Here is a 17,465-nt window from a genome sequence, read left to right as displayed (position 1 = left end):
GCGTATATCAGGAAATATGGGGCACCCTGATCGCCTACAACATGATTCGCCTGGAGATTGCCAAGGCAGCATTGGTGGTCAAATGTGAACCCACGCAAGTAAGCTTCATCCGCGCCTTTCATTTGATCCAGTTCGAGCTTCACTGGGCCGCCGTCACCAGGTCCTACGGCAAGCTGCCCGCTTCGATGAAGCATCTCCGTGAAAGGCTCGTTAGCCTTCTCAATGACGAACGGCCCGATCGAAAATTCGACCGGGCCGTTAAGGCAAAACCACAGCGCTATGCTACTCGCGTTCTACGAAAACCTGCTTAACTGAACGGCATTACAGCCGAAGCTGCGTTTTTTTGATTACCGGATTACCTGGCTTAGAAAATGTGACGGATACCAACGGCAACGCCAGTCACGTTATCCCGGCCAACCAGTTCCGACAAAGCTGCGTTCTTAGCCTTGTTGTAATCCACTGTACCGTAGACCTGGGTCCGTTTGGACAAGGCATATTCCGCAACGCCGACCAGCGCATAACGCGTGCCGTCGCCCAGGTTGCCTAAGGTGGCGACCGTGACGTTCTTGCTCTTGTCATAGTAACCGGCTGCAGTCAGCGACCAGGCTGGAGTTGCCTGGAAGGTCGCACCCAGGAAGTAAGCATTGTCCTTGCGCTCGACACCGGCGATACCGCCGTTGATGGCAGCCGCGCTATTGGAAACACCGAAATACGCCGGGGTAGTGCCAGTGCTGTCCTTGATCTGATAGTAGCCGCCGAACAGTTTGGCCGCGCCCACGGTGTAGGAAAGGCTCAGATTATAAGCAGTGTCTTTCCAGTCCGAATTGACCGCGCTGACAGTTTGCTGAAAGCCGCCGCCAATGGCAAACGGACCCGCGGTATAAGCCAGCGTACCGCCGATCTGGCTGCCCCGCTTGACCGATCCGGCCTGCTCACCCGCAGCATAGCTCACACCGGCAGCAAGGCCGCCGAAGGTGCCGTAATACTTGAGCATGTTGGAATTGCGAACCAGGGTCGCGCCGGCCGGCATCCACGAGTTCTGGTCGTAATTGCCGACGGTCAGCGGATCGAAATGGTCGGCCATCAAATCAAACAGCGGAGTTTGTTGACGCCCCACCGTGATCGTTCCGAAAGCGCCGCTCAGGCCAACGTAAGATTGGCGGCTGAACAAGACGCCAGGACTGGACATGCCGCCGGTATCGGAATTGAAGCCATTCTCGAGACGGAAAACCGCTTTCAGGCCACCGCCCAGATCTTCAGAGCCTTTGAAGCCTATACGGCTGTTCGAGATCGCGCCGTTGGTGACTACAAAGTTATGCTGTCCGGCCGCGTTATCGCTGCTGAGATAGCGGATGCTGGTGTCGACAATACCGTAGATGGTGACACTGGTTTGCGCCATTGCGCCACCGCTGACCAACCCCGCCGCAGCCAATAACAAAGTGATTTTTTTCATGCACGTCTCCATAGGTTGAACATTTTTAGATTTTTTTCGATTGCACGGGCCACATATTGCTACGTCGCCTTAGCCATCGCTTTACCGCCACTACTACTACATTGCGCTGCCATTTCAGCGCTGCCGGGGATAAAGCTGAACGGACATCATATCAGCACAACTTTCTCCCAAAACAAGTTGTTGTAAAAACCCCACTAGGTTTATTCCGATTTCAGGACGCCGCGGCGTATCTGATCGCGCTCGATCGATTCAAACAGCGCCTTGAAATTGCCTTCGCCGAAGCCTTCATCGCCTTTACGCTGGATAAATTCGAAAAACACCGGGCCCAGGGTGGTCGCTGAAAATATCTGCAGCAGCAGGCGTTGTCCCTGATCGTCCGAGACGCCATCCAGCAGGATGCCGCGCGCTTGCAGTTCACCGGCCGGCTCGCCATGGCCAGGCAAACGCCCTTCCAGCATCTCGTAATAGGTTGCCGGCGGCGCCGTCATGAACGGCGTGCCCATTTTTTTCAAGGCGTCCCAGGTTTTAATCAGGTTATCTGTTTGCAAAGCAATATGCTGGATTCCTTCGCCATTGAACTGCATCAGAAATTCTTCGATCTGGCCAGAACCCTTGGATGATTCTTCATTTAAGGGAATTCTTATCTTGCCATCTGGTGCGCTCATTGCCTTGGATGTCAGCCCGGTGTATTCGCCCTTGATGTCGAAATAGCGGACTTCGCGGAAATTGAACAGTCGCTCGTAAAAAGCGGCCCAATGCGCCATCCGGCCGCGGTACACATTGTGGGTCAGATGGTCGATGGTTTTCAGGCCGGCGCCGACAGGATTGCGCTCGACGCCTTCGATGAATTCAAAATCGATGTCATAGATCGATTTGCCCGGAGTAAAACGATCGATCAGATACAGCGGCGCGCCGCCGATACCCTTGATCGCAGGCAAACGCAGCTCCATCACACCGGTATTGATCTCCATCGGCTCGGCGCCACGCTCCAGCGCGCGCTGGTAAGCCAGGTGCGCATCGTGGACACGGAATGCCATGCCGCAGGCAGACGGGCCATGCTCTTTGGCAAAGTAATAAGCCGGGCTTTTCGGCTCGTAGTTGATGATGAAGTTGATATCGCCCTGGCGATACAGTGTCACATCCTTGGAGCGGTGACGCGCCACCTTGACGAAGCCCATGGCTTCGAACGCCGGCTCCAGCACGTTCGGCATTGGTGATGCGAACTCGACGAATTCAAAGCCGCACAGGCCCATAGGGTTTTCAAAAAGGTCGGACATAAGGTACTCCTGAATATAAAGTCTGGTGGACTGGGTCAAACGGACCGGCTGCGGGTAGCAGCTTGCTCCGGGATTTCTGGTGTAACTTTCGGCGTAATCAGTTGCTGCAAGGCGATTTCAAAGGCCACCTTCGCAATGCCGGTATGGCTAGCGGATTGGCTGTGGCATTTTTCAAGTGCCGCAGCCACGGTTGCCGAGACGTCGCCGAAAATGGCTTCATCCGATATCTCGACCTGGCTTTGCATCAGGAATGCGAAGGCGCGCGCCATACCGCAATTGGCGACAAAATCCGGTATCACGGCAACGCGGTTATCGGCATGCTCATAGATCGGGCCGTAAAATATGTCGCTATCGGCAAATGGCACGTTGGCGCCACTGGAAACCACTTCGAGACCGTTGGCGATCAACTGGTCCACCTGCTCCTGCCTGACCAGGCGCGAGCCGGCGCATGGAAGGAAGATGTCGGCGCCGACGCTCCAGATCGCTGCGTTGCAAGCCTCGAACGACAGCATGTTCTCCGCGATCAGCTGATTACCCTGCTTGGCCAGGAACAAGGCATGCACTTCCTCATGGCTGTAGCCATCGGCATTGATCAGGCCGCCATTGCGATCAATGATGCCGACCACGCGCGCACCGGCCTTGGACAAGTAATACGCAGCAGTCGAGCCGACATTACCCCAGCCCTGCACGATTACGCGCTTGCCTTCTACGCTACCGCCATACAGGCTGTAGTAATGCAATACGGATTGCGCCACGCCCCAGCCGGTGATCAGGTCCGCCACCAGATATTTGCGGCTGGCAGCCGGCGTGTAGCGCGCGTCTTCCACCACCTTGGCCACGCCCATGCGCAACTGCCCTACTTTCTGAATCCGCTCGCTGTCGCTAGGCTGGAAATGACCATTCACAATTCCTTCCTGCGGATGCCACAAACCATAACTTTCGGTCATCGGAATCACTTCATGGACTTCGTCGACATTCAAGTCGCCGCCGGTGCCGTAATAGGTTTTCAGCAAAGGCGTCACTGCCTTGTACCAGCGGCTCAGCACGCCATCCTTGCGCGGATCGGCAGGATCGAAATCGATACCCGATTTTGCGCCGCCGATGGCCGGGCCGGAGACGGTGAATTTCACTTCCATGGTCTTCGCCAGCGATTCGACCTCGCGCCGGTCCAGCCCGCTGCGCATGCGGGTACCGCCGCCGGCAGCGCCGCCGCGCAGCGAATTGATGACGATCCAGCCACGCGCCGGGGTTTCTGCGTCATGCCATTCAAAGACGATTTCCGGCGCTTTGCTTTCAAACGCATTGAGTAAAGCCTTCATACTTCTCCTTGGTATATCTGTGGCGATAACAACGCCGGGTATTTAACCGAGCAACAACTTGTCGTCATCGATTTTTTCACCGCGCGTGGTTTCAAACATGCGCAGCAGATCCGGCACATCCAGGCCGCGCCGCTGTTCGCCATGCACATCCAGAATCACTTTTCCTTCGTGCAGCATCACCGTGCGCGTGCCGTAATCGAGCGCCTGCCGCATGCTGTGCGTCACCATCATCGCCGTCAGCTGGCTGGACTCGACGATCTTGGCGGTCAGCGCCAGGATGAAGGCTGCGGTTTTCGGATCCAGCGCGGCGGTATGCTCGTCCAGCAGCAAGATGCGCGACGGTTGCAACGAAGCCATCAACAGGCTGACTGCCTGGCGCTGGCCGCCGGACAACAAGCCCATGCGATCGGACAGACGGTTTTCCAGCCCCAGGCCGAGAATGCTGAGCTTCTCCCGGAACAGTTCGCGCATGGAACGGTTCAAGGAGAAACGCAGGCCGCGCTTCGAGCCGCGCTTCCATGCCAGCGCCATGTTTTCTTCAATCGTCAGGCTCTCGCAAGTGCCCGCCATCGGATCCTGGAACACCCGCGCCACCAGATCGGCACGCTGCCAGCTGGTACGCCGGGTTGCATCGGTGCCATCGATCGTGATGCTGCCGCTATCCACCATCAGGTCGCCACAGACCGCATTCAACATGGTCGACTTGCCGGCGCCGTTGGAACCGATTACGGTGACAAACTGCCCAGACGGGATTTCTAGTGAAAGGCCGCGCAACACCTTGTTTTCTATAGGCGAGCCGGGATTGAAAGTAATTTCAAGATTATTCAGTTGTAACATCAGTTTTCCCCTTCCCGGGTGACCGGCACGACGCTGCCGCCAGAAGGTTTGAGTTTTCCATTACCGCGCATGCGGCCGAAGCTGCGCTTGAAGTTAGGTATCAGCAGCGCGAACCCGACCAGCAATGCTGTCACCAGATTCAAGTCCTGCGCCTTGAGGCCGATAAAATCCATATCCAGCGCCAGCGCAATGAAGAAGCGGTACAACACGGCGCCGAAGATGCAGGCCGCGGTAGTGATCACGAGGCTGCGCGCCGGCACCACTGTTTCGCCGATGATCACCGCTGCCAGTCCGATCACGATGGTGCCGATGCCCATCGAAATATCGGCGCCGCCCTGTGTCTGCACATACAGCGCACCAGCCAGCGCCACCAGGGCATTGGAGATAGCCAGGCCCCAGACGGTCTGGCGATTGGTAGAAATACCTTGGGCGCGCGCCATGCGCGCATTGGCGCCGGTGGCACGCATCGAGAGCCCGGTCTCGGATGCAAAAAAGGCATCCAGCAAGATCTTGGCAATCAGTACGATCACCACCATCACCAACGGTTGTACCCAATAATCAGGCAAATCGCCGATGCGGATCATGCTGAACACCGTCGGCTCGCTAATCAGCGCCACGTTAGGTTTGCCCATGATGCGCAGGTTGACTGAATACAAAGCAATCATCACCAGGATACTGGCCAGCAATTGCATGATCTTGAGATACACGTTCAGACAGGCGGTCACGCAGCCTGCCAGTCCGCCGGCCAGCAGCGCGACGAAGGTGGCGAGGAAGGGATTCCAGCCAGAGACAATCAGAGTTGCGGCAACTGCGCCGCCGAGGGGAAAACTGCCGTCGACCGTCAGGTCGGGAAAATTGACGACACGGAAAGACAAGAACACGCCGAGCGCGACCAGACCGAAAATCAGGCCGATCTCGATGGCGCCAAGCGAAGCGATGAGCGACATATACTTCCTTTACTTCAATAAGCTACAGAACCGCCACGCCAATGGCCGCGCCAGCCAGGCGGCGAGGCCGTTGGCGAGGCGGTTCACCAACAAAACAAAATCACCGGCAATATAGCGCCAGAAATACGACGGGCGGATGGCCATGGCAGCCATCCACACACATCTTATTGTTCGACCACCTTGGCCGACTTGATCAATTCAGGCGACAAGGTCACCCCCTGTTTCTTGGCAGCGTTTGGATTGACGTAGAGTTCAAATGTCGTGCTGGTTTGCGAAGCGATCTTGCCAGCCGCTTCACCCTTCAGGATGCGCACCACGATCTTGCCGGTTTGACGGCCGAGATCGTAATAGTTCAAACCGATGGCAGCTGTCGCACCGCGCTTCACCGCGCCGGTATCGGCAGCGACGATAGGCAACTTGGCTTGTTCTGCAACCTTGACGATGCCTTCAAACGCCGACATGACATTGTTGTCGGTAGGCGCATATATCACGTCGGCTTTGCCGATCAGGCTCTGCGCAGCGCTAGGCACATCGATGGTGCGGGCAGCGGCGGCTTCGACCAGCGTCAGGTCGGTACCGGCCAGCAGCTTCTTGAGCGATTCGACGATGGATACCGAATTCGCTTCGCCCGGGCTGTAGATCACGCCGATGCGCTTGGCCTTAGGCACCACCTGGCGAATCAGATCGATCTGCTTGGCCAATGGCGACATGTCGGAAACACCGGTGACATTGGTGCCGGATGCATCCCAGCTCTTCACCAGCTTGGCAGCGACCGGATCGGTCACTGCGGCATACACGATAGGCACGGTCTTGGTGGCAGCCACCAGCGCCTGGGCTGACGGAGTGGCGATCGCCACCGCGACATCCGGCTGGCTACCGGCATATTTACGGGCGATCTGCGACGCTGTAGCGTTGTTGCCTTGCGCGCTTTGATATTCGAACTTCAGATTCTTGCCGGCCTCGTAGCCGGCAGCCTTCAACTCGTCCTTGACGCCATCGCGCACGGCGTCAAGCGCCGGATGTTCAACGATTGCGGTGACTACCACCGTTTTGTCGGCGGCATAGGCGGTGGAAGCGGATACGCCCGCCAGACTGAGCAACACTACAGATGCGATAGCGGAACGCAAGAAAGGAAATTTCATGACTTTGTCTCCAGATAAGTCAGTTTGGGTGCCGGGAATCGGCCTCTTTATTATATTGCAACAGAGGTTTTCTCTCTGCGGCGCCATATGTTATTTTGAAAAAAGTATAGCTTTTAACGTTGAAAATTGGTTTGCGAGTTGAGGCCGTTTTTCAATCGGTTATGAAATATAATTTCGCTACAAACCCATAAATCGAGAATAAATTGCACAAAATTGATATCGATCAAATCGATCGCAAAATGTTAACTTTTTTGCAGAAAAATGGTCGTGCATCCAATCTGGAGCTGGCGGAAGCCGTCAATTTATCCGCGCCGCAATGCCATCGCCGCCATCGCCGGCTGGAAGAAGCTGGCTTTATCGTCGGCTATGAGACCAGGCTGAGCCCCGCCAGCCTGGGTTTGAACGTAATTGCCTTCGTTCACGTATCGATGGAAAAAGGCCATATCAACGATTTGTCCGGATTCAGGAGCGCCATCAACGAATGGCCGCAGATTCTGGAATGCTACTCGATTACCGGTGATTTCGATTATGTGCTGAAGGTCACCGCACACGATTTGAAAGAACTGTCTGATTTTCTGATGGAAAAGCTGATGCGCATGCGCGGCGTTAGCGGCGTCCGATCCAGCGTCTGCCTGGATGAAATCAAATCGACCAACATGCTGCCGCTGCCGGCCGCCTGAAGCGTCGGCAAAATGAAAAAAAGCCGCATCCTTGTGGGATGCGGCCTTTCAGGCTGTTGGCGAGATAGCGCCAGTGACTCGTGCCAGTGACCTCTAAAACAGTTTAGGCAACCTTCGCCTCGAAGAATTGCTCATCTTCAGTCGAACCGTGCAAAGCGGTAGTCGACGACTGGCCTTGCTGGATAGCCTGGGTCACTGCATCGAAATATCCGGTACCAACTTCGCGTTGATGCTTGACCGCGGTAAAGCCCTTGTCGGCGGCTGCGAATTCGGCTTCTTGCAGTTCGACGAATGCGGACATCTGGTTGCGTGCATAACCGTGCGCCAGGTTGAACATCGAGTAGTTCAACGCATGGAAACCGGCCAGTGTGATGAACTGGAACTTGTAACCCATGGCGCCCAGTTCTTTCTGGAACTTGGCGATAGTCGCGTCGTCCAGGTTCTTTTTCCAGTTGAACGATGGCGAGCAGTTATACGCCAGCATCTTGCCTGGGAACCTGGCATGTACCGCTTCCGCGAATTTCTTGGCGAAAGCCAGGTCCGGCTTGCCGGTTTCACACCACACCAGATCGGCGTATGGCGAATAAGCCAGTGCGCGCGAGATAGCCTGGTCGATACCTGGGCGGGTCTTGTAGAAACCTTCGACCGTACGTTCGCCAGTCAGGAACGGCTTGTCGTTTTCATCGACATCGGACGTCAGCAAATCAGCTGCTTCGGCATCGGTACGAGCGATCACCAGAGTCGATGTGCCAGAAACGTCAGCCGCCAGACGCGCTGCGTTCAGCTTTTCGACCGCTTCGCGGGTTGGCACCAGCACCTTGCCGCCCATGTGGCCGCACTTCTTGACGGATGCCAGCTGATCTTCGAAGTGCACACCGGCTGCGCCGGCATCGATCATCGACTTCATCAGTTCGTAGGCATTCAGCACGCCGCCGAAACCCGCTTCTGCATCGGCCACGATAGGCGCGAAAAAGTCGATATCGTCTTTACCTTCCGACCATTGGATCTGGTCAGCGCGCTGGAAAGTATTGTTGATACGCTTGACCACCAGCGGTACCGAATTAGCTGGATACAGCGATTGGTCAGGATACATTTCGCCGGCCAGGTTGGCGTCGCCGGCAACTTGCCAGCCCGACAGGTAGATCGCTTTCAAGCCAGCCTTGACCTGTTGCATCGCTTGATTACCGGTCAGTGCGCCAAGGGCGTTGACGAACGGCTCTTCGTGCAGCAATGTCCAAAGTTTGTCGGCCCCGCGCTTTGCCAGCGAATGTTCAATCTGTACCGAACCGCGCAAACGGACCACGTCTTCCGCCGAATAATTGCGGTTAACGCCTTTCCAGCGTGGGTTCTCGGCCCAGTCCTTGGCCAAGGCTGCTACTTGCTGTTCACGTGTAGTCATCGTCGCTCTCCTGTTAAAAACAAAAAGTGAAATCAAATCCGATGACTAAATAGTAGGCTTATCTGTGCGCGGCAACAATGTCTTATATAAGACATATAAGTAATTTTATTTCGTTTAAATTCAATAACTTAACTTTAAATTTTCGCGATGTGGAATAAAATTCCTGAGAGTGAAATATCGAAATGGTGCCTCGCATTTTCAAATTTCATAATACGAAACGCAAATTCCGCATTATGAAATATTGCATTTAAAGACGGGGCGCTAGCTCCCCACCTTACATTTAGAACGATTTTGTCATCGACAGATAGAAACCACGCCGCTGCCCATACTGCGGGGCGCCGACGCCGATGCCGGAACCATCGCGTATTTCATAGACCTTGTCGAACAAATTAATCACACTTAAACGCGTAGTGAATTTGCCGATCGGACTATCGCTGAACACATGGCTCGCACCCAGGTTGACCTCGGTATATACAGGCAGGTGATCGGTATTGGCGAAGCCGCTGCGCAAGCCGCTGCCGAACAACGCATCCGCAGTCCACGTCGTGCCTTGCCACAGATAGGAGACGCCGGTCGATGCAGTGATGCTCTGGTCATGATCGAGGTGCACCCAATTGTTGGCGATGTAATTGAGTTCATCCTGCGCGAAGTTGTATTGGCTGGAGATGATGTTTTTACCCAGCGCGGTCGAGCGCGCCACATTCAAATATCCACCCAGATCGCCCTTGCGGTAATTGAGCGTCAGCTCCAGGCCGTAGACCTTGCCTTGTGCATAGTTGAATGGCGTGTACAACAACGCCGATCCGAACTGCCCTTCATCCAGCAGGTTTTTCACTTTCTTGTAGTAGCCATCCAGCCCCAGCGTCAAATGCTGTGTCAGTTGATGATTGACGCCAAGATCGAAGTAGTCCGAGCTTTCCGCCTGCACCGGATCGTTCAGGCTGCTAGGCGAAGCATTGGTGGTGCCGTTAAAGCTGGCGATGGTGCTGGAGCCGATCAGCTCGCTGGCAGGCGGCGTAAAGTATTTGGCGTAACCGGCATGGAAGGTGGTCTGCGGCGTCATCTGATACACCACGCCGATGCGCGGACTGAACTGGCTGGCGGTGACATAGGCATTCACCCAGTCGGCACGGGCGCCGTAGTTCACGGTCACTTTATCACTCAGCTTCCATTCGTCTTGCAGGTACACGCCAGTCTGGTTGGTGGTCTTCTGGCTGCTGTCGGCCAGCGAGATTGGCTGGGTAGACGATTGCGCGCCGCTATCGTCCGCCGGGAAAGTCAGCGAGTTGTTGCTGTTCTTCAGGTTCTCACGCGTATAGTTGATGCCGGCGCGTATCGTATGGTTGGCGTTCAAATGATAGCTGCCGTCGGCCTGTAAGCCGTTCGCCAGGCCCGTCCGCAATACCTGCGAGGCGACGCCGGTATACAAAAGGTCGCCGACCTGGTCCGGCTCGAACAGCACTTTCGAGTAACGGCTGAATGCCGCCACCTGATAATCGATGTCCGAACCGATTTTTCCTTGCAGGGCAAGAATCCCGTAGCGATTGGTTTCGCGCTGGCGTTCGTTCAGGTTAGCCGAAGGATATTCGGTCACGCCGTCCAGTTGAAAACTCGGGGTCTGTCCTGCACTGTTCGGTATCTGGAAACGGCCATCCGAATTGCCCAGGATCAGGCTGACGCGCGTATCCGCATCGAGCAGGTAGGAAAAATAACCGAAAGCCTTGTTTTGCAAAGTCCGGTCATGTAAAGCACTCGACGCGCCGGTAGGATTTTCGATACCCAGGTTGTTGGCTTCAAAGGAACCGTTGATGTAGTAGCTGAAGGAATCGGTGCTGCCGCTGACATCGCCGCTGACCTGGCGCGTGTTGTTGCTGCCGATCTGAACACCGATATTGCCGCCATTGACCAGCTCGCCGGTCTTGGTATGAATATCGACCACACCTGCAGTCCGATAACCATATTGCGCCGGCAAGGCGCCTGTGAGGACGCTGACGCTGTCGACAAAGCGGGTATCCAAAGTCTGCCCGAAACCGGAAATGCTTTCCGGCAAAATGATGCCGTTCAGCCGATATTGCAGGTCGGCGTGGTCGCCTCGCACATGCAACTGGCCGAAGGAATCCTGCGCCACGCCGGGGGCACGCAGCAAGACTTCATTGAACGCAGTGTCCTCTCCTTGCGGCATGGCGGCGATTTCCTTGCGGCCGATACGATAAATGCTGCTGCCGGTTTCCACCTGGATCCCGTTCCTGGCGCGATCCAGCCGATCGGCGGTGACCACCACCGCGCTGTCCGCCTGGACTGTGTTTGCCTGGCTGGCTTTCAACGTGATATCGGCGGTTGCGCCGGCCTCGTCGGCCACTGTCACCGTGCCATTTTCCGATTGGAAGGAAGGCTTGCCAACGCTGATGGCATAGCTGCCGGGAGCAATGTCGCTAAAGGTGAAATGCCCTTGCTGATCGCTCTTGGTAGTGCCGACGGCCTTGCCGGTCGCATCTTTCAAGGCGATGGTGGCGTCCGGCAAAGGATGGCCGAGCGCATCATGGATGGCGCCGCTAATTTGTTTGGGGGCGGACTGCGCATAAGCTGCAGGAATAGCAAAGCCGTAGGCAAGCGCAATCAGGGCGCTCAGGCGCAACAGGCGTGTTTTCATTCTCAAACTCCAATAAAGGGAATAGCCCCGCGAATAACCCGACGCCGAGCTGCCGGGCTGTCATCTCCAGATCGGCGGTAAACGTTGCAAAACGCTGGGAAACGCCGCAACGCGAACCGGAAATGAGGCCCAGACAACGTCAAGGCTGTCTCTGGTCAGAAATAATGGGATTACAGAAGGTCAGACGGCGACGGTCGGCGGGGCTTGAGAATGCGGAATCAGGAAGTGTTTCTGCGCCGGTATAAAGGCATAGACCGGTTCGATAGCGGTGCGATACGCAAACACCAGGACCGGTGTCAGCACCGGCACCGGGATGGTTGGAACAGGAGACGGGAAATCGGCAGCTAGGTCGCAGCTGACACAGTCGGACGAAGTTTCGGCCAGGCTGTGATTATGAAATGCCATCCCGACCAACTGCGTTACCAGGATCGCCAGTGCCAGCCATAGCGCGAACTGCTGCAAGCGCAGCTTGAAGCGGCGCCGGGCGTGGAAATGCGGCTCGACAATCAGCCGCATGAGAAGCTCGCGCGGCTACACGGCATGGCGCGCTTTCGCAAATCCGCAGACGAGCCTGTCTCGCGCGCTAAGCGCGGCGATAACTGGACAGGAATGATCTGAAGATACATGCGGTTTTGGCCTGGCTTATGTGGCTTACATAACTTGTGTGGTCGACGGAAATCAACGACGGCAAGCTGCAAGTGTAATCGCGAACCGGCATTGCTTGCAATATATTTGCAACAGAGTTGCATAAATTAATTGGCATTTAGTCGACAATGAGTGCGGATAACAGCTAGCCCGCTATGTGCTGGAGGCCGCAGCGGTAGCCGGAGCGGTAGCCGGGGTATCAGCCACATCCATGTCGACTTTGATGTATTCGATGTTCAACGTAATAGCCTCGCTGTACCGCAACACGAAATAATCGCCGTCGACCCCGTAGAAGCGCGCCAGATCGTCTGCTACGGTGCTGCTGTCTTCCTTATCGGCGACCAGCGGCCGCCGCATCACCTGCGACAAGATGAGGCGATCCAGGCTGCCGCTGGCATCGACAAAAAAATCATCGAGGATGCCGGTAAACAATACCGCCTGTCCGGCAACATTCACAATCGCAGATACGGCAATCAAGTCGGGTTGCTGATCCTGGTCGAAATCGGCGCCAGTCAGCAGGTAATACCAGGGTGCCTGGTTAAAGCGTAGCCAGGGAACAAACCAGCCGGCGCCGGAGCGGTCCAGCCGAAAGCGGGTGATGGCGAGCCGAAAACAATTTGGCACGACCCAGGCGCCGGCATACAAACTCAGGAAATAAGCGCATATCCAGGAAAATTGCCGGGCAATCCCCTCGATCGCCCTGGCCTGGCTGGCGGGATCGGATGACAACAGTTCCAGCAGCAGCAGCGGTTGCAGCACATGCCCGAATAACACCGCAGACCCGAGCAACCACAAAGGGTGGAAAACGCAGTTCCACAGCATCGCCTCGGTGACAATTTGCCCGAACGGAGAATAATCAAGGGAAATGCGTTCTGCCCGTTTAAATCGGGAGCGAGCAATAAAACCGGGGAGTAACAGCAGGAAGACGATTAAAGCAGGGAGCGCTACATTCATCGGCTAGGTTCGGCGGCTAGATTCGTCGTTCCGCTCAGGCGGCCTTGGGAACGACTTTGATACGGTACTGGACAGTACCCTCTTGCGCGGAATGCAAGCTGATAACGTCTTCGTCATTGGAGACCGTGGTGGCTGTAGTGGATAGCGACGATTTGGAATTCTTGCTGGCCAAATAGGCGCGCAGCTGCAGCGTCGCGCTAGGGTCAGCGAGAATTCTTTTGGCCAATTCGCTCTGGAGTGCTTTCATAGTGAGCCCACTATGCCATAAAAAAACATCTTTTGCATGATGTCATTCCAACACCTTCGTCCCGGCATCTTCATGCAACGGAAGCATGGTTTAACAGCATGTTTGTTATATACAAATAACTATATATAACTTTGGTGTATATAGGACCGCTGATAAGATTGCATGCCTGACTGAACACTGTGAACAAACCCGTGATTCGTATCGAGCACCTGCATAAAACCTATCCGCTGGAACGCAAAGCAAAACCTGCCGCCGGCACTACCGTCGCTGCATTAGCCGACATCAACCTGCATATCAAGAAGGGCGAAATCTTCGGCATCATCGGCCGCTCCGGCGCCGGCAAAAGCACCTTGATCCGCACCCTCAACATGCTGGAACGCCCATCCGGCGGAAAAATATCGATCGAGGGTGAAGACATCACCACGCTGGACAATAACGGCCTGCATCGGCTGCGCCAGCGGATCGGCATGATTTTCCAGCATTTCAACCTGCTCAACGCCAAGACCGTGGCCGCCAATATCGACTGGCCGCTAAAAATTACCGGCAAGTACACGCAGCAGGAACGCGCTACCCGGGTAACCGAATTGCTCGACCTGGTCGGCCTGAGCGAACACCGGGACAAGTATCCGGCGCAATTGTCGGGCGGCCAGAAGCAGCGTGTCGGTATCGCCCGCGCATTGGCCAACACGCCGCACCTGCTGCTATGCGACGAAGCCACCTCTGCCCTTGACCCGGAAACCACGCAAGCGATCCTGCGCCTGCTGCTCGATATCAATCGCAAGCTGGGCCTGACGATTGTGCTGATTACGCATGAGATGCAGGTTATCCGCAATATCTGCGACCGGGTTGCGGTGATCGAGGCCGGCCGCATTGTGGAGGCCGGCGATGTCGCGGAAGTATTTCTTCATCCGCAGCACGCGGTAACCCGAAGCATGGTTGCCGAAAGCACGCCATTCCTGGCAGAGACGGCATTGCTGCCATCGACGCAGCCCTCTACGTTAACCGGCATCACCCAGCTGCGCGGATTGCTGGTGCGCCTGACCTATGTCGGCGATATCACCTACCAGCCGATCCTGAGCAGCATCGCCGCCGCCACGCCGGCGCTGATCACTATCCTGCAAGGCACCATCGCGCGCATCAAGGACACGCCCTACGGCCAGTTGCTGGTGGAATTGCGCGGTGAGCCGGCCGATGTGGCGCAAGTATTCGCCACCCTCGATCAACACAATATCCGACATGAGGTATTGGCATAATGGATTTCTCTCTTATCGACTGGGCCGACATCTGGCAAGCCACCTGGGAAACCCTGGCCATGACCGGTTTTTCCTTGTTGTTCACGATATTGCTCGGCCTGCCGCTCGGGATCCTGCTGTTCATCACCGGCAAACGCCAGTTGCTCGAACAGCGCGGCATCTACCGGGTGCTGTCGCTGGTCGTCAACGTGCTGCGTTCGGTGCCGTTCCTGATTTTGCTGATCGTGATGATTCCGGTCACTGTAATCCTGGTCGGCACTTCGCTTGGCGTACAAGGTGCGATTCCGCCGCTGGTGCTGGGCACCGCGCCGTTCTTCGCACGCCTGGTGGAAAACGTGCTGCGTGAAATCGACCGCGGCGTGGTGGAAGCCTGCCAGGCCATGGGCGCCAACAAACGCCAGATCATCTTCGGCGCGCTGTTGCCGGAAGCCCTGCCCGGCCTGATCGCCGCCACCACCGTCACGGCGATTGCATTGATGTCGTACGCCGCGATGTCCGGCGTGATCGGCGGCGGCGGCCTGGGCGACCTGGCGATTCGTTTCGGCTACCAGCGTTTCCAGACTGAGGTCATGGTCACCACGGTTGCCGTGCTGGTGGTGCTGGTGCAGGTACTGCAGTTTTCCGGCGATCGGCTGGTGCAGCATTTCACACGTAAATAAGTCAGTTGTTTGTATTTTTAAAATCTAAAAGGGAGTGAATATGTCACACAAATCGTCACGCAAGTTTTCGTTATCGCTGGGACTGGCTGCAGCCGCTTTTTCGACCTTCAGCCTGATCGCTCCGGCGCAAGCTGCCGACAAGCTGGTGATTGCCGCGACACCGGTACCGCATGCAGAGATCCTGGAATTCGTCAAACCGATCCTGGCCAAGGAAGGTGTCGATCTGCAGGTCAAAGTGTTCACCGACTACGTTCAGCCAGCTGTGCAGACCAACGAAAAACGGGTCGACGGCAATTTCTTCCTGCACCTGCCCTACCTCAACGAATTCAAGAAAAATCACAAGAACGATGTCGAAGTAGTCGTTACCAAGGTGCACGTCGAGCCGTTCGCGGGTTACTCGACCAAGTACAAGAAACTGGCTGACTTGCCGGACGGTGCAACGGTCGCCATCCCGAACGACCCATCCAACTCTGGACGCGCCCTGCTGTTGCTGTCACGCCAAGGACTGTTGAAACTCAAAGATCCAGGCAATATCTCGGCTACACAAAAAGACATCATCGAAAATCCAAAACACTTGAAGTTCAAGGAACTTGAAGCTGCGACTTTGCCACGCGTGTTGAACCAGGTCGACCTGGCCCTGATCAACACCAACTATGCGATCGAAGCCAAACTCAATCCAGTCAAGGATTCGCTGTTTATCGAAGATGCCAATTCGCCTTACGCCAACTTGCTGGTTGCCCGTCCGGACAACAAGGATAGCGCTGCTGTGAAAAAACTGGCGGTGGCATTGAATTCGCCGGAAGTGAAGAAATTCATTGAAGAAAAATACAAAGGCGCGGTGGTGCCGGCGTTTTAATTGATGCAGATGGAATAGTTGATCGTCCATAGTCGACGACAACCGGTTATAAAAAACCCCTCGCAATTTGCGAGGGGTTTTTGGTTTACACTGGCGGTCTGACGATTCACAAAAACATCGACCTTAGAGGCATATCATGGAAGAAAAAGTAGAAGCAAACCCATCTCAGCGCGATGCATTCCTTGAAGAAAAAGCATTTAAATCACGCACAGTGCTGGTCTTCGGCCAAATTAACGATACGCTCGCACGGGATGTTGTCAGGCAACTGATAGCTCTGTCCGGCGAATCCCAGGCGCCGATCAATCTCCTGGTTTGCTCACCCGGCGGTCATGTCGAGTCGGGCGACGTAATCCATGACGTCATTCGATTCATCGACGCGCCGGTCAACATGATCGGCAGCGGCTGGGTTGGCAGCGCGGCAGTCAACGTATTCCTGGCAGTGCCTAAAGAACGCCGCTTCTGCTTGCAAAACACGCGCTTCCTGATTCATCAGCCAAGCGGTGGTGTCGGTGGCCAGGCTTCCGATATCGCGATCCAGGCGCGTGAGATTATTCGCGTACGCGAACGTATCGGCGCCTTGATCGCTAAAGAAACCGGGCAGAAACCGGAAAAAGTGATGGCTGACATCGACCGCGATTACTGGATGTCGGCGCCAGAGGCGATTGAGTATGGCCTGGTGTCTAAATCAATCGTGAGCTCCAAAGAGCTTTCATAACTCCAGGCCACGATCGGTTCCAATAAACCTGAAACCCGATCTGGCGCACAATGAACAAAAGGGAGCAAGTAACACTTGCTCCCTTCAGGTTGCTGACAAAGCCTTCCGAAATTGGGAGGCTTTTTTTATAATTAGGGATGCTAAAAATCCCTGCGCCTTACCAGCACGAGCTGGAGATGGTGACGCTGGAAAGCCTGGTGCCCAGCGATCACCTGCTACGCAAGATCGCCGCGGCGGTCGATTTTGACTTTATCCGTCAGAAAGTGGCACATCTGTACTGCGCCGATAACGGGCGTCCGGCGCTCGATCCGGTGGTGCTGTTCAAGCTGTTATTCATCGGCTACCTGTTTGGCGTGCGCAGCGAGCGACAGTTGATGCGCGAGGTGCAAGTCAACGTCGCGTATCGCTGGTTCGCCGGTTTCAGGCTCACCG

Annotated in this window: 18 protein-coding genes and 1 pseudogene; 7 read left to right on the top strand and 12 right to left on the bottom strand. The window is 55.7% G+C overall.

Translation table 11 applies throughout. From position 1 onward, the window contains the following. Positions 1-311: pseudogene (locus BM029_RS24760) on the top strand (DDE transposase); the annotation flags it as partial. Positions 312-364: 53 nt separating this feature from the next. Here the strand turns inward: BM029_RS24760 and BM029_RS24755 are convergent. The 7 genes from BM029_RS24755 to BM029_RS24730 all read right to left on the bottom strand — a co-directional run bounded on the left by BM029_RS24755 (position 365) and on the right by BM029_RS24730 (position 6,975). After that, positions 365-1,453 carry a porin gene (locus tag BM029_RS24755; RefSeq protein ID WP_092440624.1) on the bottom strand — a complete coding sequence of 363 codons (1,089 nt, stop codon included), beginning with the start codon at positions 1,451-1,453 and terminating at the stop codon, positions 365-367. 200 nt (positions 1,454-1,653) lie between these two features. Further along, complete coding sequence (hppD, locus tag BM029_RS24750) at positions 1,654-2,730, bottom strand: 4-hydroxyphenylpyruvate dioxygenase (RefSeq protein WP_092440622.1); 1,077 nt, start codon at positions 2,728-2,730, stop codon at positions 1,654-1,656. A gap of 35 nt (positions 2,731-2,765) precedes the next feature. Beyond that, a complete protein-coding gene (locus BM029_RS24745; RefSeq protein WP_092440620.1) occupies positions 2,766-4,049 on the bottom strand; it encodes a Glu/Leu/Phe/Val dehydrogenase dimerization domain-containing protein in 1,284 nt (427 codons plus the stop codon). Between the two features lie 42 nt (positions 4,050-4,091). After that, positions 4,092-4,886 (bottom strand): ABC transporter ATP-binding protein, encoded by a 795-nt coding sequence (locus BM029_RS24740; protein ID WP_092440618.1) that lies wholly within the window; start codon positions 4,884-4,886, stop codon positions 4,092-4,094. Beyond that, positions 4,886-5,833 (bottom strand): ABC transporter permease, encoded by a 948-nt coding sequence (locus tag BM029_RS24735; protein ID WP_092440616.1) that lies wholly within the window; start codon positions 5,831-5,833, stop codon positions 4,886-4,888. Before BM029_RS24735 ends, BM029_RS24740 begins: the two co-directional genes overlap by 1 nt. Before the next feature lie 9 nt (positions 5,834-5,842). Continuing rightward, positions 5,843-5,977: a hypothetical protein gene (locus BM029_RS26490; RefSeq protein ID WP_256381620.1), complete on the bottom strand. Its 135-nt coding sequence runs from the start codon at positions 5,975-5,977 to the stop codon at positions 5,843-5,845. 20 nt (positions 5,978-5,997) lie between these two features. After that, positions 5,998-6,975 (bottom strand): ABC transporter substrate-binding protein, encoded by a 978-nt coding sequence (locus BM029_RS24730; RefSeq protein ID WP_092414452.1) that lies wholly within the window; start codon positions 6,973-6,975, stop codon positions 5,998-6,000. Positions 6,976-7,178: 203 nt separating this feature from the next. Between BM029_RS24730 and BM029_RS24725 the strand changes: the two genes are divergently transcribed. After that, complete coding sequence (locus BM029_RS24725) at positions 7,179-7,655, top strand: Lrp/AsnC family transcriptional regulator (RefSeq protein ID WP_092440614.1); 477 nt, start codon at positions 7,179-7,181, stop codon at positions 7,653-7,655. A gap of 103 nt (positions 7,656-7,758) precedes the next feature. Here BM029_RS24725 and aceA read toward each other — a convergent pair whose 3' ends face one another. The 5 genes from aceA to BM029_RS24700 all read right to left on the bottom strand — a co-directional run bounded on the left by aceA (position 7,759) and on the right by BM029_RS24700 (position 13,550). Continuing rightward, positions 7,759-9,054 (bottom strand): isocitrate lyase, encoded by a 1,296-nt coding sequence (gene aceA / locus BM029_RS24720; RefSeq protein ID WP_092440612.1) that lies wholly within the window; start codon positions 9,052-9,054, stop codon positions 7,759-7,761. 280 nt (positions 9,055-9,334) lie between these two features. Further along, positions 9,335-11,704 carry a TonB-dependent receptor gene (locus BM029_RS24715; RefSeq protein WP_092440610.1) on the bottom strand — a complete coding sequence of 790 codons (2,370 nt, stop codon included), beginning with the start codon at positions 11,702-11,704 and terminating at the stop codon, positions 9,335-9,337. A 180-nt stretch (positions 11,705-11,884) separates the two neighbouring features. Then, positions 11,885-12,220: a hypothetical protein gene (locus tag BM029_RS24710; protein WP_092440608.1), complete on the bottom strand. Its 336-nt coding sequence runs from the start codon at positions 12,218-12,220 to the stop codon at positions 11,885-11,887. A 282-nt stretch (positions 12,221-12,502) separates the two neighbouring features. Further along, complete coding sequence (locus tag BM029_RS24705) at positions 12,503-13,171, bottom strand: hypothetical protein (protein ID WP_139217339.1); 669 nt, start codon at positions 13,169-13,171, stop codon at positions 12,503-12,505. Positions 13,172-13,337: 166 nt separating this feature from the next. Next, a complete protein-coding gene (locus BM029_RS24700) occupies positions 13,338-13,550 on the bottom strand; it encodes a hypothetical protein (RefSeq protein ID WP_092440604.1) in 213 nt (70 codons plus the stop codon). A gap of 191 nt (positions 13,551-13,741) precedes the next feature. Here BM029_RS24700 and BM029_RS24695 point away from each other — a divergent pair, with 191 nt between their 5' ends. The 5 genes from BM029_RS24695 to BM029_RS24675 form a co-directional block, all read left to right on the top strand. Next, positions 13,742-14,803, top strand: coding sequence for a methionine ABC transporter ATP-binding protein (locus BM029_RS24695; RefSeq protein ID WP_092440626.1), 1,062 nt, complete (start codon positions 13,742-13,744; stop codon positions 14,801-14,803). Next, positions 14,803-15,462, top strand: coding sequence for a methionine ABC transporter permease (locus BM029_RS24690; RefSeq protein ID WP_092440602.1), 660 nt, complete (start codon positions 14,803-14,805; stop codon positions 15,460-15,462). The genes BM029_RS24695 and BM029_RS24690 overlap by 1 nt, the downstream gene beginning before the upstream one ends. Before the next feature lie 40 nt (positions 15,463-15,502). Further along, on the top strand, positions 15,503-16,318 hold the full coding sequence (locus tag BM029_RS24685; protein WP_092440600.1) for a MetQ/NlpA family ABC transporter substrate-binding protein: 816 nt from the start codon (positions 15,503-15,505) through the stop codon (positions 16,316-16,318). Between the two features lie 136 nt (positions 16,319-16,454). Continuing rightward, positions 16,455-17,033, top strand: coding sequence for an ATP-dependent Clp protease proteolytic subunit (locus tag BM029_RS24680; protein ID WP_092414462.1), 579 nt, complete (start codon positions 16,455-16,457; stop codon positions 17,031-17,033). 137 nt (positions 17,034-17,170) lie between these two features. After that, the coding region (locus BM029_RS24675; protein ID WP_139217338.1) for a transposase at positions 17,171-17,465 on the top strand (295 nt) is incomplete at its 3' end.

Source organism: Collimonas sp. OK607 (genome assembly GCF_900111995.1).
Taxonomy (GTDB): Bacteria; Pseudomonadota; Gammaproteobacteria; order Burkholderiales; family Burkholderiaceae_D; genus Collimonas.
Note: the sequence above shows the minus strand (reverse complement) of the source record. Positions and strands in the feature narration are given on the sequence as shown.